Source organism: Marinobacter salarius, from assembly GCF_032922745.1.
Lineage (GTDB): Bacteria > Pseudomonadota > Gammaproteobacteria > Pseudomonadales > Oleiphilaceae > Marinobacter.
The window spans coordinates 192,978-207,820 of the sequence record NZ_CP136693.1 but is presented as its reverse complement, the minus strand read 5'-3'; the positions used below and the strand labels follow the sequence as shown (position 1 = coordinate 207,820).

Annotated in this window: 14 protein-coding genes and 1 tRNA gene; 9 read left to right on the top strand and 6 right to left on the bottom strand. The window is 56.8% G+C overall.

Annotated elements, in window-relative coordinates:
- Nucleotides 1–45: 45 nt before the first annotated feature.
- Nucleotides 46–801, bottom strand: a complete 756-nt coding sequence (locus tag R1T46_RS00975) for an alpha/beta fold hydrolase (protein WP_213479984.1) — start codon at nucleotides 799–801, stop codon at nucleotides 46–48.
- Nucleotides 794–1,759: an isopenicillin N synthase family dioxygenase gene (locus R1T46_RS00970; protein WP_041332592.1), complete on the bottom strand. Its 966-nt coding sequence runs from the start codon at nucleotides 1,757–1,759 to the stop codon at nucleotides 794–796. The genes R1T46_RS00975 and R1T46_RS00970 overlap by 8 nt, the downstream gene beginning before the upstream one ends.
- A 424-nt stretch (nucleotides 1,760–2,183) precedes the next feature.
- On the opposite strand from R1T46_RS00970, the gene R1T46_RS00965 reads away from it, so the two are divergent.
- From R1T46_RS00965 to R1T46_RS00925, 9 genes are all read left to right on the top strand, one after another.
- On the top strand, nucleotides 2,184–3,188 hold the full coding sequence (locus tag R1T46_RS00965; RefSeq protein ID WP_041332593.1) for an ABC transporter substrate-binding protein: 1,005 nt from the start codon (nucleotides 2,184–2,186) through the stop codon (nucleotides 3,186–3,188).
- A gap of 2 nt (nucleotides 3,189–3,190) precedes the next feature.
- Complete coding sequence (locus R1T46_RS00960; protein ID WP_091642182.1) at nucleotides 3,191–3,976, top strand: ABC transporter ATP-binding protein; 786 nt, start codon at nucleotides 3,191–3,193, stop codon at nucleotides 3,974–3,976.
- Nucleotides 3,960–4,748 (top strand): ABC transporter permease, encoded by a 789-nt coding sequence (locus R1T46_RS00955; protein ID WP_041332594.1) that lies wholly within the window; start codon nucleotides 3,960–3,962, stop codon nucleotides 4,746–4,748. The genes R1T46_RS00960 and R1T46_RS00955 overlap by 17 nt, the downstream gene beginning before the upstream one ends.
- A 62-nt stretch (nucleotides 4,749–4,810) precedes the next feature.
- Entirely contained in the window at nucleotides 4,811–5,275 is a 465-nt protein-coding gene (locus R1T46_RS00950; protein WP_213479986.1) for a nucleoside deaminase, read from the top strand.
- An 11-nt stretch (nucleotides 5,276–5,286) separates the two neighbouring features.
- The gene (wrbA, locus tag R1T46_RS00945) at nucleotides 5,287–5,940 is read left to right on the top strand and encodes an NAD(P)H:quinone oxidoreductase (protein WP_091642187.1); all 654 of its coding nucleotides are present in this window, start codon (nucleotides 5,287–5,289) and stop codon (nucleotides 5,938–5,940) included.
- Between the two features lie 257 nt (nucleotides 5,941–6,197).
- Complete coding sequence (locus R1T46_RS00940; RefSeq protein WP_041332596.1) at nucleotides 6,198–7,193, top strand: ABC transporter substrate-binding protein; 996 nt, start codon at nucleotides 6,198–6,200, stop codon at nucleotides 7,191–7,193.
- Between the two features lie 61 nt (nucleotides 7,194–7,254).
- On the top strand, nucleotides 7,255–8,133 hold the full coding sequence (locus R1T46_RS00935) for an ABC transporter ATP-binding protein (RefSeq protein ID WP_213479983.1): 879 nt from the start codon (nucleotides 7,255–7,257) through the stop codon (nucleotides 8,131–8,133).
- Nucleotides 8,130–8,933, top strand: coding sequence for an ABC transporter permease (locus tag R1T46_RS00930; RefSeq protein WP_041332598.1), 804 nt, complete (start codon nucleotides 8,130–8,132; stop codon nucleotides 8,931–8,933). Before R1T46_RS00935 ends, R1T46_RS00930 begins: the two co-directional genes overlap by 4 nt.
- A 2-nt stretch (nucleotides 8,934–8,935) precedes the next feature.
- On the top strand, nucleotides 8,936–9,901 hold the full coding sequence (locus R1T46_RS00925; protein WP_082040495.1) for a DMT family transporter: 966 nt from the start codon (nucleotides 8,936–8,938) through the stop codon (nucleotides 9,899–9,901).
- Nucleotides 9,902–10,054: 153 nt separating this feature from the next.
- Here the strand turns inward: R1T46_RS00925 and R1T46_RS00920 are convergent, their stop codons facing one another.
- The 4 genes from R1T46_RS00920 to R1T46_RS00905 form a co-directional block, all read right to left on the bottom strand.
- Nucleotides 10,055–10,657: a 2-hydroxychromene-2-carboxylate isomerase gene (locus tag R1T46_RS00920; protein ID WP_041332599.1), complete on the bottom strand. Its 603-nt coding sequence runs from the start codon at nucleotides 10,655–10,657 to the stop codon at nucleotides 10,055–10,057.
- Between the two features lie 433 nt (nucleotides 10,658–11,090).
- Nucleotides 11,091–11,167, bottom strand: a tRNA-Arg gene (locus tag R1T46_RS00915).
- Nucleotides 11,168–11,364: 197 nt separating this feature from the next.
- On the bottom strand, nucleotides 11,365–13,203 hold the full coding sequence (locus R1T46_RS00910) for a protein kinase domain-containing protein (protein WP_091642190.1): 1,839 nt from the start codon (nucleotides 13,201–13,203) through the stop codon (nucleotides 11,365–11,367).
- Between the two features lie 9 nt (nucleotides 13,204–13,212).
- Entirely contained in the window at nucleotides 13,213–14,823 is a 1,611-nt protein-coding gene (locus R1T46_RS00905) for a dihydrolipoyllysine-residue acetyltransferase (protein ID WP_091642193.1), read from the bottom strand.
- Nucleotides 14,824–14,843: the final 20 nt, after the last annotated feature.

The window sequence follows — 14,843 nt, the reverse complement described above, 5'->3', positions numbered from 1 at the left end:
CCCGATAGTATGAATCAGAAGGACGGCCCGAAAGGCCGTCCTTTTTTACATCTGGCTGGCTACAAATTCCGCCAGGGCAAGGGCAACACAACCAGGTGCTGCGACCTGGGGAACGTGACCGGTATCCAGAGAAACGATCGATGCGCCCGGGACCAGCTGCTGCATTCGCCGTTGCACCGGCAAGATCACAGAGCGGTCTTGCCTCGCCTCGATGTACAGCCTTGGCAGCTTTCCAAAACGGGCGTCAGTCCAGTGAGGCACCAGCATCCGGCTGCCCTCGGCCTGTGGATTGAAGCGGGGAATTGCCTGCTCGGCAATGGACTCACTGACGTCTTGCAGGAAAATCTGACGTATGGCATCTGCCGGTACGCGGGAAACCTGCCCGTTGTCTTCCCAGGTCAGAAACGGGCCAATGCCGGAGGCTTCGGGGTACTGTTCCCGCATGTCGCTGACGATTTGGCCAAAACCCGTACCGGAAGGCAGCATCATGCCCGCCAGGTAGGCAACGCCAATGACTCGTTCAGGAATGGCTTCTGCCAGTTGGGTTGCAACGGCACCGCCCCCGGAATGCCCCACCAGTAGCAGTGGGCCTTCGACCTTCTGAAGCATCTTTTCCAGGTCGTCGACGCATTGGCTGAGAGAGGCGTCGGCCGGGTTGCCCAGGCGGCTTCCGCACCCCGGGAGATCCGGTGCCATAACGTTGAAGCCCTGCTCTTTGAGATAAGGGGTGATGGTTTCCCATACCCAGCCGCCGGCCCAGGCGCCATGGATCAGAACGGCGGTCGTCATTTGTTCAGGCATAGGTTCTCCGGTACATCTCCATCAGGTGGGCTTCAACCGTTGTGGACGGGTAGTGAGGTTGCTCACCCTCGGAAAGGCAGGTAGGCAGGCAGGTGACGGTGTGGTCGGGGTTGCCGCTGAAGAAAAACGGCACCGAGTAGCGTTCGGCGCCCGACGTATTGACGACCCTGTGCAGGGTTGAGCGGTAACAGTCGTTGGTCCAGCGGGCGATCATGTCGCCAAGGTTGACCACAAAAGTGCCGGGGATGGGTTTTGCTTCGATCCACTGCTCACAACGGACATCCCACACCTGAAGCCCCGGCTTGTCGTCTAACAGCAAGACGGTGATGCCGCCAAAATCTGTGTGGGCTCCGCACCCTTTTTCCCCGGGAGCCGGCTGGGCGGGTTGAGGTGGGTAGTGCAGCAATCTCAGGGTGGATAATGGTTGGTGGCAGAAGTCCGTAAAAAAGTCCGGTTTCAGATCCAGGGTTAGGGCCAGAGCCTCCATTATGCGGGTGCTGAGCTGGTTCATGGCGTTGAAGTATGAGGTCATGGTGTTGCGGAAGCCGGGCAGTGTTTCTGGCCATTGGTTTCCACCCTGGTTGAATCGGCCGGCCTGTACGCGGGGGTCGGTTTCGTCCAGCTCTTCGCCTATGTAGAACCCTTCTTTCAAGTCTGGGGGCGCGCCGGTCTCCAAAGTCTGCCCCCTCATTGATTCATAGCCTCGGTTCGCTCGGGAGTGAGCCTTGTGGATCGCCTGTTTGTGTTCTTTTGGCAGGTTGAACAGAGCCTGTGACTCCCTGAATACCTGATCGATCAGCTCTGGGGGGATGCCATGTTCGCGGATATAGAAGAACCCCGTATGCAGACAGGCTTCGGTCAGCGAGCTCGTCAGCGCCTGCCTTTGTTGCTCGGTTCCCGAGAGTAACGACAGGTCAATGATGGGTAATGAACCGCCTGTTTCATTCGTGCTGCTCATGCTTTAACTCCGGTTTACGATTCTAAAACTGTCCATGTGGTCAGTAATTCACAAAGCGTGCCAATCAAGAAATATCGTTGGTCGGGCGGATGGCCGGAAATACCACGGTTTTCGAGGGTTCAGTGGCGTTGCAGCGGATTTCGTAAAGGCTTCATATCAGGGCGGCTCCCCATTTAATGCACCAGATTCGCGCGCCATAAAACGCGGTCCAGCGCTTGTTTGGGCTTACATGTAGAGATGTGTGGGCTGGCCTTCCACACGCAACACAGGCCCGGAAACTGGAGTGTTTTCAGCGGTAAAGGTGAGGTTTCCAACGAATTGTGCGGTAACAGACATATTCTGGCCTGTCCTTTGCAGTTCAGTTTTAAAACCTGACCGAATGATCAATAAAGCTCGGAAAGATTAAACCCGAAGGAGAATACTCATGCACAAAGGTTTCAAACGCTCGATTCTGATCGCTGCCTCACTGGCTGGCGGGTTGATGGCTCAGGCAGCATTGGCGGCCGACAAAGTGGTTTACCAACTGGATTGGCTGCCAGGGGGGGATAAGTCACCGGTGTATGTAGGTGTACAGGAGGGATTCTTTGAAGCCGAAGGCCTGGAAGTCAAAATCGCCAGTGGCCGGGGTTCGACCGACGCGATTACCAAGATTGCCACCGGACAAGCCGACATCGGCAGCGCAGACATCGGGGCGCTGATGGCAGCCAAGGTCCAGGACAATAGTCTGCCGGTGACAGCCGTCTATAGCATCTTCAACCAGGCACCTCATGCGTTCTTTACCTTGCAGAAGGCCGACATCAGCGAGATGACGGATATCGAGGGCAAGAAAGTCGCTACATCACCGTTCACATCCTCCAATGCGTTCCTGCCGCTGGTGCTAAAAGAGAACGGCATGGCTGAGGATGCGGTGAGTTTGACCAAGGCTGACCCAGGTGCCCTGGGGCCGATGCTGATGAACGGTGGAACCGACGCCATCATTGCCTGGGTCACGAATATCGCCCTGTTTGCAGATCAGGCCAAAGCCACCGGTAACGAGCTGGTGGTACTGCCATGGTCCGATGCCGGACTGGAACTTTACTCGGCATCCGTGGTGGCCAGCGAGGCCTTCCTGAGTGAGCGTCCGGACGTGGCCAAGCGCTTCTTGCGGGCTTTTGACAAGTCTCTCAAGTTCACCAGCGAGAATCCGCGCAAGGCAGCCGAAGCTCTGAACAGCATGGTGCCGGAAGTGGATGTCGATGTAGCAACCGGCCAGATTGGCGACACCATGAAGTTGGTTATGAACGACGTCAGCGACCGGGATGGCCTGGGAGCCCTCACTGAGGAACGTGTGGCGCTGACCTGGAGCTGGGTGGCGCAAGCCGAGAAACTGGCCGGTGATGCACTGGACCCGGAAATCATCATCGACCGGACCCTTTTTGAGGCGCTGTAAGCATGACTGAGCCCGCCACTAATCGTCCGTTTGTGCGGCTCTCCGGAGTCGGGCACCGTTACGATCCCAACCCGGCAATCCCGCCCGCGGTCACCGGTATTGAACTGGACATCCGCCGTCACGAGTTCGTGGCGGTGGTGGGACCTTCCGGCTGCGGAAAATCCACCTTGCTGCGGATGATTGCCGGGCTGTTGACCCCAACAGAGGGACAGGTCTCGGTATTTGGAAAGCAGGTCTCCGGACCCCGGGACGACGTTGGTATCGTGTTTCAGAAACCAACGCTGTTGCCTTGGCTGACTGTCCGAAAGAACGTGCTTTTCCCGCTCAAGCACAAGTTCGGCCGTTACGGTCGTGACGATGAAAAGCGTGCGGACGCCTTGCTGGCCATGGCGGGCCTGGAAAGTTTTGCCAACAAGATGCCGAATGAGCTCTCTGGCGGCATGCAGCAACGGGTCGGAATCGTTCGGGCGCTGTTGCTGAACCCGGATATTCTGTTGATGGATGAACCTTTCTCGGCACTCGATGCAATGACTCGGGAGCAGATCGGGTTCGATCTTCTGAAAATCTGGCAGGAAAACCCCAAGACCGTGCTATTCATTACCCATTCCATCGCCGAAGCCGTGCTGCTGGCAGACCGGGTGCTGGTGATGAGCAAGCGCCCCGGTACCGTGTTGGAGATGGTGGATGTGGACCTGCCTAGGCCACGCACGACCCAAACCATATCCGAACCCAGATTCGGCCAGTTAACTGAGCGACTGAGGAAGCATATCTATGAGCCTGAAGCTTGAGAATAGGGCCGGCCGCTCCCTGTTGACGGCGGCGCCCTGGTTGTTCTTTGTGGCGCTGGTTCTGCTATGGGAACTGGTTTGTCAGGGGTTCTCTTTGCCGGCCTATGTATTGCCAGCCCCCTCGGCCATCGTCGAGGCTTTTTTCAATGTGGAGATGAGCCGCTGGTTTACCCATCTGTGGGCGACCCTGCGGGTGGCTTTGATGGGGTTCGCGGCGTCCATCCTGGTGGCGATTCCCATTGCCATCGCCATGATGCGATCGGAGCTGCTGTCGCGCACTCTCTTTCCGTTACTGGTGGTGGTTCAATCCACCCCGGTGGTGGCGGTTGCGCCACTGATCATCGTATTGATGGGGTCCGATGACCCATCACGGGTATTGATTACCTGCCTGCTGACGTTCTTCCCGCTGGTGGTTTCGACTGCGACCGGGATCAACGAAACCCCCGATGAACTGGTTGAATTGAGTCGTTCGCTGGATGCCCCGCTGCGTAGGGAAACCTGGCAGATCCGGATTCCTTACGCCATTCCGCATATTTTCAGCGGCCTGCGCGTGGCCATCACTCTGGCCATTATCGGCGCCGTGGTGGCGGAATTTGTTGCCGCCGAAGAGGGACTGGGTTACTTCATTCAGTTCTCGACGTCGTTTTTCCGGATTCCGCAGGCCTTCGCGGGGCTGTTCTTTCTGGCAGTGGTCAGCCTGTTGCTGTTCAAGTCGGTGCACTGGGCGCAGCAGATCTTTTTCCCATGGAGCCTGCCCAAAAAACAGGGCTAAGCATGTCATAAGAGGTTAACGAATTGTCTGAACAGGAAAGATTGAACAATACCGATCTGGCAATGATGCAAAAGGTCATCGCCATGGCAAACGGGCTGGCGGAAGACGGAGTACATCCGTTTGCCGCCTTGTTGGTCGACAGTGAAGGCTCTGTCTTGATGGAGCAGGGCAACGCTTACCTCCCGGACCGTGATATGACAGGTCATGCCGAGCGCGTTCTGATGACTCGGGCCAGCAAGGCCTGGCGTCCAGACTTTCTGGCCGGTTGCACCATGTACGTATCCGCAGAGCCTTGTTGCATGTGTGCCGGTTCGGCCTACTGGGCCGGTTTGGGGAGAATAGTCTACGGGCTCAGTGAACACCGGCTGAAGAACATTACCGGCAACCATCCCGAAAATCCGACGCTCGATCTGCCCTGCCGGCAGGTGTTTGATTCCGGACAGCGCGAAGTCGAGGTGATCGGGCCGGTCCTGGAGGACGATGCAGCAAAAGTGCATGAAGTATTTTGGCAGAAGCACGGACAATGAAGGAGGGCGTCATGACAGCAAGCCGTGTCACCGTGGTTGTTGATTCCCGATACGGCAGCACACTGGCGCTCGCCCGAGCAGTGGCGTCAGGCGCATTGTCGGAAGGTGCGGAAGTTCGTCTTTGCCGAGTGGCCATAGATGAGCCCGAATTCAGTGTGGACTCGGAACGGGCTGATTTTATTGCGGCCCAGGCAGAATTCCGTGCGCTACCCAGAGCCACTGCCGATGATCTTGACTGGGCAAAAGGAATTGTCTGGGGGTCTCCCACCCGATATGGGTTGATGAGTACACCGCTTAGGGCGTTTATCGATGAAGTGGCACCTCTTTGGCGGCAAGGTGCCTTGATCGGCAAAGTGGGGGCTGCGTTTACCTCCACGGGAGGTATGCATTCTGGAAACGAGATGACGTTGCTCTCTCTTTTATTGCCCTTCATGCAGCATGGGATGGTGTTGGCCGGTGTTCCCCACAGTGTTCCGGAGTTGGTGCGGACTGAAAAAGGAGGTTCGCCCTATGGGGCGACAACGGTTACTGGATTCGATGGAAACAGGGGAGTTGACGAGAACGAACTTGCCATTGCCCGTGCATTGGGGGCAAGGGTGGCGAGACTGTCAGGCTGGGTAACACTCGAGCCATCGTCGGTTGAACTTGCGGCATACGCCACCTAGGTCGAGGGAATGGTGTAAGCGTGACGTTGTGTAGTCCTTTTGCCGCCTTCGGGCGGTTTTTTTTGGCTTGTTCAAAAGTAGAGCAGTTGGCCAGAGTTTGTTTAAAACTGGTGCGTTTTTCTGTGTTCTATATTTTTTAAGCTAATGATATTAAATAATAAAAACTTATTTCTTATATGGCATGAAGGTTGCCTTATAAAACCTGAGCAATTGGTCAATTAAAAGAGGCGTAAACCGCCTGGTCTAGGAGAGTATCCATGAAGATGAAGCTAAGCACCGTTCTGGGTGGTTCGATCATGATGGCCGGCCTGGTCGCTTTTTCGCCGGTAAATGCGGACGAGTTGGATAAGGTCGTATTTGGAACCAACTGGTATGCCCAAGCTGAGCATGGTGGCTTTTATCAAGCACTGGCAACAGGCCTTTACGAGGGGCACGGGCTGGATGTAGAAATCAGAATGGGTGGCCCGCAGGTAAACGGAACCCAGTTGTTGGTAACTGGGCGCTATGACCTGCTCATGGGCTATCCCATTGGCAACATTAACGCGGTCGAGAAGGGCTTGCCCGTTATGACCGTGGCTGCCTCCATGCAGGGAGATCCTCAGTCATTGGTTGCGCATCCCCACGTTGAATCCATTGAGCAGATCAAGGAAGAGGGCCTGCCCATTTATCTGGCAACCCATGCCCATTCCACCTTTTGGCCATGGCTGAAGGCAGAGTACGGGTTCGAAGACGATGTTGTGCACGCCTATACCTTCAGTGTTGCGCCATTTCTGACCGATGAAAGCATTGTTCAGCAGGGCTACCTCTCGTCGGAGCCTTTTGCAATCCAGAAAGGGGGAATTGAGCCGAACGTCTTCCTGTTGTCGGACTACGGTTACCCTCCGTACGCCACCACCATCGAAACCACAACCGACATGATTGAAGAGCGGCCAGACGTGGTCAAACGGTTTGTGCAGGCAAGCATGGAAGGCTGGCAAAGCTACCTGGAGAACCCGGAGCCCGGGAACAAGCTCATCATGCAGGAAAACCCTGAGATGACGCCTGAGCAAATTGCCTATGGCATCGAAAAGATCAAGGACTACGAACTGGTGACTGGCGGCGACGCGGGAACCCAGGGAATTGGAGTGATGACCGAAGAACGTTGGACGAAGATCAAGGATTTCATGGTTGGCGCAGGCCTTGCGTCGGCAGATCTTGATCTCAGCAAGGTTTTCACCCTGGAATTTCTGCCCGAAGAGCCGGTGCTGCCGTAAGCATCGAACCCTATCCTGATGCCGGTCGGTGACGCCATTGATCGGCCCTGGAGATATCATTATGACAGCGGACAAAGTAACACCCCTGAATCCGGCCCGGGAGCCGAATGTTATGGCTCCAGCGCCAGAGGCGCTCGCCCCGGGCAGACCGGTCCTGCAGGTGGACGGGGTTAACAAAATCTACAGCAATGGCACGGTCGCTCTGAAAGGAGCCGATCTGACTATAAAACAGGGGGAGTTCGTCAGCCTCCTGGGGCCTTCCGGGTGCGGCAAGAGTACCTTACTCCGGATTATGGCGGGCCTGGGTGAAGTGACCACCGGTACGGTCAAATGGTGGGAGCAGGATTACGGAGTGGTTGGCAGCAAGGGCCGGAAGCTGGCCTTCGTGTTTCAGAATGCCACGCTGATGCCCTGGGCTCGGGTACGTAAAAATATTCGTCTCCCGCTGGATCTGGACCACGCTGGTAATGCACCGGAAGTCGAGAAAAAGATTGATGACGCCCTCGATATGGTGGGCCTGACGGGGTTTGATGAGAGCTTCCCGAGAGAGCTTTCCGGCGGCATGCAAATGCGAGCGTCCATCGCCCGGGCCATGGTAACCGAACCTAACCTGTTGTTGATGGATGAACCTTTCGGAGCCCTCGACGAGATGACCCGCAACAAGCTGAATGACGATGTTCTGAAGCTCTGGCGAGAAAAGGGCTGGACCATTGTCTTCGTGACTCACAGTGTTTACGAGGCGGTCTATCTGTCCAGTCGGGTGGTTGTCATGGCGGCTCGCCCCGGACGGATCGTGGATGACATCGAAATCAAAGAACCCTATCCCCGTTCCCCTGATTTCCGGGTATCCACCGAATTTGCCGGATATTGTCGGCAGGTGTCGATGGCTCTTGAGCGAGCCAGTGCCATGGGAGAAAGCAAAGAGGGGAGTGATTCATGAAAACACCATTGATCCAGAACGAGCGCTTTGTTCAGGTCGCTGCCCCTTTGCTTGTGGGAGTCTTGGTGCTTCTGATGTGGCAATTGACGGTGGTGGCGTTTGAAGTACCGAAATACATTGTGCCCAGCCCCGTGGATATCGGGCAGTCGCTGGTGTCTGATTTCAATTCGCTGTTTAATGCCTTGATGATGACCCTCAAGGTAACCTTCCTGGCCTTTGCTATTTCGGTGGTTCTGGGAGTGGCGGCCTCGTTGCTGTTCGTGCAGAGCAAGTGGATTGAGATCAGTCTGTTCCCCTATGCGGTGCTGATGCAGGTAACACCGATTGTGGCCATTGCGCCATTGATCATCATCTGGGTAAACGACACCACGTGGGCTCTGACCATCTGTGCGGTGATCGTAGCTATTTTCCCGATTATCTCCAACACCACACTGGGGCTGCGAAGTGTCGATCCGAACCTGTTGAGCATGTTCCGGATGTATCGCACCAGCCGCTGGCAGGAATTGGTGCGTTTACGTGTTCCGAGCGCCCTGCCTTACTTCTTCGGAGGCTTGCGCATCAGTTCCGGGCTGGCTTTGATCGGTGCGGTGGTGGCCGAGTTCGTTGCTGGTACCGGGGGAGCCAAGGCCGGCCTGGCCTACATGATCCTGCAATCCGGCTACAATCTGCAGATTCCCAAAATGTTTGCGGCGCTGATTCTGATCACCGTAACGGGAATCCTGTTGTTCGCACTGATGGTCTGGATGTCCGACCGGGCACTGCGTAACTGGCATGAGAGTGCATTGAAGGTCGAGCACTGACCATGTCGCGGTCTACTTCGGTAATGCCTGCATCGGGTGCCGGCTATGCTTGGCGCAACGGGTACCTGCTGGTGGCCTTTACCGCACTGGCCTGGGGGATTAATTTCCCCATCATGAAGATAGGCCTGGCCTACAGCCCGCCGCTGTTGTACACGACCTTGAGGATGGTCCTCGGGACCCTCACCATGTTCTTGATTGCGCGAATGATGGGCATTCTCCGGATGCCGCACCGGGCGGACATACCGGTGGTTTTCTCCGTGGGCATTCTTCAGAACATGGGGTTTATCACCTTGGTGACCTTTGGCATGCAGTATATGCCCGCCGGTCGGGCGGCGATTCTGGCCTATACTTCACCAATCTGGGTGGTGCCGGCAGCCGCCTTGTTCCTCGGCGAGCGCTTAACCTTGTTCAGGGCATTGGGTGCCGGATTTGGACTCGCTGGACTGCTGGCTATATTTAATCCACTGACCGTCGACTGGCACGCTGAAGGGATGGTGACCGGGGGCGGATTGATCGTTCTGGCGACGATTGTCTGGACGGCAGGACTGATTCATGTCCGTCGGCATCAGTGGCGCGGGGATGTGCTGTCGCTGATACCCTGGCAACTGCTTTCGTCATTGCTGCTATTGGTACCCTTGGCCCTTTTCGTGGAAGACCTTGCTACCATCCGATGGGAGCCAGCTTTTCTGGTGAACATCTTCTTCAGCGGCGCCATTGCATCGGGCCTTTGCGTTGCAGCTCAGGTCGGTGCCATCCGGTCTTTACCCGCAGTGACCATGTCGCTGAGTTCCGCCGCGGTTCCAGCGGTTGGGCTGCTCTCATCTGCCGTTGTTCTGAATGAACAGCCGAGCGGCTCGGATATTTTCGGGTTCTGCTTGGTTGGTCTGGGAATTCTGGTGGTCGGGCTAGCGGATCGACGACAGGCTCAGCGCGCGCGGAATATTGCTTATCAGAATGGAATTAATTAAAAAAGTCTGGGTACCCCCCCAGCGTCGCTGAGGGGCCGATCGACCCAATCCCGACGTTCGGAAATTTTGTCGCGATCGTCGTTGGATACCTCTGGCGCGGAACGTCGTTATTGGCTCCGGCCCGCCAGAGGATGGTAATAGGCGGTCGCGCAATTAGGCTTTTGAAGCCATGGTTTCGGACAATAGTTCAACTCGATCCTGGCCCCAGAACTGTTCGCCATCCAACACATAGGCCGGAGCTCCGAGAATCCCATCGCCAATCGCTTCGTCGGTATGACGGTCGTACTGTTCAGTAACGTCTGATGACCGGGCCGCTTCAAGCAGGCCTTCTGCATCCAGTTCAAGGGTGTTCAGGATGTCACGAATTACCGCTTCATCCGCGATGTTCTTCTCCTCTGCCCAACAGGCTGCCAGCACTCTCTGCACAAAATTTCCAGGATTCTGGCCTGTCGCTTGGAGGGCAATGACACAACCGTCAGCCAGACTCGGGTCTGCGGGAAAATACGCTGGTTTGAGGTTGACGGACAAGCCGCGTTTTTTTGCCCATCGTTGGATTTCAAGCAGGCGGTACTCTTGGCGGCATGCCGGGCGTTCGGGTAGCGGTTTCGCGCCCGAGTTGGCGAACACCTTTGGCAGCCTTATTGGCTTGAAGTTGATGCTGGCTTTCGCCTGTTCTGCGGTTTCAAGGAAAGCCTTATGTCCCAGGTAGGTAAACGGTGAAAGGCAGCTGAAGTAATAATCAATGGTGGGGCTCATTGCTGTTGACTCCTGATCAGTGATTCTTGGATTTTTATGACTGCCCGGTACTTTAGCTTTTATTGAGTGGTCACTCAATAAAGTTCGGCCGTCATCCACGAGGGCATCATAGGGGCTCTTTTGCACCAAACAGTTCGCTACCAAGCACCCAAAACATTTGCACCACTGATAAGAGTTTTTCGTCTGTTGCGGACAGTCTTGAAATACTTTCCGAAATTAGTTGACCACTACACAGAGTTTTCTTGCTGAAAGGAGCTTCTTCAATTGAGTGGATGCACCATGGACACAATTTGGCCATAGAATCAGTTTCTGGGGGTATTACACCAGAACCAGGATGAATGTCATTGCCTAGGTTGAAATTTGAAAGGGAGTAAATTTGAATCTTGAAGATGATTAAAGGCGGGAGGTGTAACTTACTGATTTTTCATGAAAATGGCCCGCCCGTCAGGATTCGAACCTGAGACCTTTGCCTCCGGAGGGCAACGCTCTATCCAGCTGAGCTACGGGCGGATTAAACTTTGTTCGAGAGGTTGAGAGGCCATGCTTCGCATGACTCAGCTGTACTGTCTCGCTTCGCTCCCAGCATAAAAGCTACGGGCGGATGAAATCCAACGCTTTGGCGTCAATTTCGAGTGCGCAATCTTACGTGTGATGGGGGGCTCTGTCCAGTCCTGTTGGTATTGATATATGCAGCGGCAAGCTTTCGATTAACCGCTCTTCGCCCTTGGATTTTTGGGGTAGTAACGCTCCGGCAGACGTTCGATATGAGGGAAGAAGCGGGTGTCCTTGTAGGGCATTTTCATAAAGCCCGAGACACCCAAGCCAGTGATTTGATTCACAGCGGACAGTATCTCGCCCAGAAGGCGGCTGAATTCACTCTCCCGGTCCGGGTCCAGCAGGCGGTAGTGGCTGTGGATCTTGAGGTGGCGGGGCAGGGCTTCGAAGATGATCATGCCGGTGTGATGGATGTCGTTGAGAGATTCCAGCGCGGTGATGATGGTTTGCGGTAGTACCAGGAATTCTTCCGGGTCGGGGCCGTCTTCAAAGTAGGAGTGCACCCGGGATTCGTCTTCCACTTCCGGCGCGGCGCTGACTTCGTATTTCAGCTGCATGCCGCGCTCGGGCGTGAAAGGCTGGTCGGGTTCGGCACGGTCGATGTGCAGGGTGTTACGGGCGTTGAACAGGCAGCTCTTGAAAATTCCCTGGCGGTAAATGGCCTGGGCCAGGTAGACCATGTTGTTGACGGCGCGGATGAACGCGGTTTTCAGTGTCGGGTCATGCAGGTTCAGGGAGGTGTCGATATACACGCCATCGGTTTCCCAGCGCACGGCCAGGCCGCCTTCGACAGGGTAGCGCCCCAGCCGGCTGACGGCGGCCAGGAAGGCTTTTTCGGTTTCTCCCATGCCTTGCATGAAATTTTTATAGTAGCGGTCCAGCTGCACATCGTTCACATCATTTAGGGTTTCCGGCGCGCCTTCCTGGCGGAGGAAAGATTTCCGGGAGCTGTAGACGACGGTGTCGATTTCGTGGTCTGAGGGCCGGGTCCACACCGGGACCATGGGGGCCAGCGGTGGTTCCTTGAGGTCGATCATCACCGTGCGTGCCATTCGCGGCATTTCGTTCAGGTAGTGGTCACCGGCTTTTCTGCGCATTTGTGGGTCCGGGGATAGCATGCCGTCGAGCATGCGGGCGAATTCCATGGGCAGCCCTAGGGACGCGGCGGGAATGGCCTGGTGCCCGAACCGGCAAGACTGGCCGGATGCCAGCGCATACAGTGTGCCCGCAGCGCCCTGTTCATCAAAGCGAGGGGAAGACAGCCCACCGTTCAGTTGTTCCTCACCGATGAAGTAGACATCCCCCAGCCGGGCGTTGGTCTGTTGCAGGTTATCGGACATCAATTCCATCACGTTGGTGGTGAGGAACTGCTGGTTAGCGTCCAGCTGGGCGAACACCGACGAGCCCCAGTCGATCAGGGCAATGTTCTCGGTGCTGGCGTCAAACACCAGGTTCGAGGGTTTGATGTCACCGTGCACGATGGGGCGCCCCGAGGGGCCATTCTCGCGGCGCAGGTTGCGCAGGATATCCGCAATCTGGTCGGCAATCCGCATGACCAGCCGGGGCTTCAGTCGGCCCTCCCGCAGGGACACCTCTTCCAGGTTCAGGCCTGCCGCGCGTTCCATCACCAGGATGGGTTGGTTGTGGGCCCGTTGATAGGCAACCAGGCGAGGCACCCTCGGATGCCGGACCTGCTCGAGGATATAGGCTTCATCCTCCAGTCGGTCCTGCAGGTGTTGGGGAAGGTTGATGCGGGTGAATTTGAAGACGTGTTCGGGGCCGGAGCTGTCCTGGTGTGGCAGGCGGCCGGCGAATACGAAGCCGTAGGCGCCTTTGCCGATCAGTTCGATGTCCTGGTAACCCAGTTGGCGGAGCTGGGCGGCGCAGAGCGCCACCCAGTCCTTGAGCTTCTTGGCATCGTCATGGCTGAGCAGATAGATCGACTGCTCTTCTGGGATGTAGAACTGCTGCAGTTGCGTCTTCTGCGCCATGATGCTCCGTCAGCCCAGATGCAGCAGCATCGACTGCGGCGATTCCAGGTAGCCTTTCCAGCGATTGCAGAAGCGCGCAATGGTGCCGCCATCGATGATGCGATGATCGCCTGCCCAGCTCACGGTCATGATGGACCGCTCGACCACTTGGCCATAGCTGTCAAAGCGCGGCAGTTTCTGGGTACGGCCAAGGGCCACAATCGCCACTTCCGGTGGGTTGATGATCGGGGCTGCGTAGGTGCCACCCAAAGCGCCAATATTGGAAATGGTGATGGTGCCACCCTTGAGATCCTCCTGGCTGACACGGCCCGAGCGGGCAGCCTCGGTCAGGCGAGCTACCTCGTCGGCAATGCCCAGCAGGGTAAGGTCTTCCACACCCTTGATGTTGGGAACCATCAGCCCGGCCTTGCCGTCCACGGCCATGCCGATATTGCACTGCGGCTGGTAGTGGATCTCGGTGACGTCGTCGTTGAGGCGGCTGTTGAGTACCGGGTACTCCTGCACCGCCAGGGCCATGGCCTTCATGAAGAAGGGCATCAGAGTCAGCCTTGATCCGCTGGCTTCGGCTTCTGGTTTCAGCTGTTCCCGTAGTTTGAGCAGGTCGGTGACATCGATGTCCTCACTGTAGATGAAGTGGGGAATGGTGGTCGCCGAGGTAACCATGCTGCGAGCCATGGCGGCTTTCATGCCGCGGATGGGCTCAACGCGCACTTCCTGTTCCCGGGATGGCCGGCGGCGCTCACCGCCTGAGCTTGCCGGTTGCGATTCGCCGGAGCTGTCCTGTGCCGGTGAGGTTGTGGCGGGTTTGTCGAGATGAGCCAGTACATCGGCCTTCAGTACCCGGCCATCCTTGCCGGAACCTGTGATGTCCGCCAGGTCCAGGTCGTGTTCGCGAACAATGCGGCGTACAGCCGGGCTGGCCGGTGTCCGCGGTTGGTTGCGGGATACGACGGGTTGCGCGGTGGTCGGCGTTGGTTTCGATTCTGCTTCCGGGGCTGCGTGTGGCGTTTTCTGGGCCTGAGCCGTCTCGTCACGCTCACGGGGAACGAACTCAAACAGCGGTGAATGCACCCGCGCCATTTCCTGCTGCTTATGGTAAAGCTTCGTGACACGGCCGGCCTTGGGGGCGGTGATCTCGACCATGGCCTTGTCGGTCATGACGTCCACCACCGGCTGATCTTCTTCGATCTCGTCGCCCTCGGCCACGCGCCATTCCACCACTTCGCATTCGACGATGCCTTCGCCGATGTCGGGAAGGATGAAGTCCTCCGTTGGGTCATCGCCATCGGCTTCGCCGGAGCTTGCTTGTGCCTGGGTTGCCGGCGTTTCGCTGGCCGTTTCCGGGGCTTTGGGCTCAGGCGTTGAATCTTGCTGGCTGTCGCCGCCTTCCTCCACCAGTTCAAACAACGGGGCGTGCACTTTCGCGATGTCCCCTTCCTTGTGATAGAGGCGCGTCACCTTGCCTTTATAGGGCGCCGGGATCTCCACCAGCGCCTTGTCGGTCATGACTTCGGCCACCGGCTGGTCTTCTTCGATGATGTCGCCTTCGCTGACCAGCCACTTGACCAGTTCGCACTCCACGATACCTTCGCCGATATCGGGCAGTATAAAATCACTCATGATTGCTCTCCTGTCCTGAT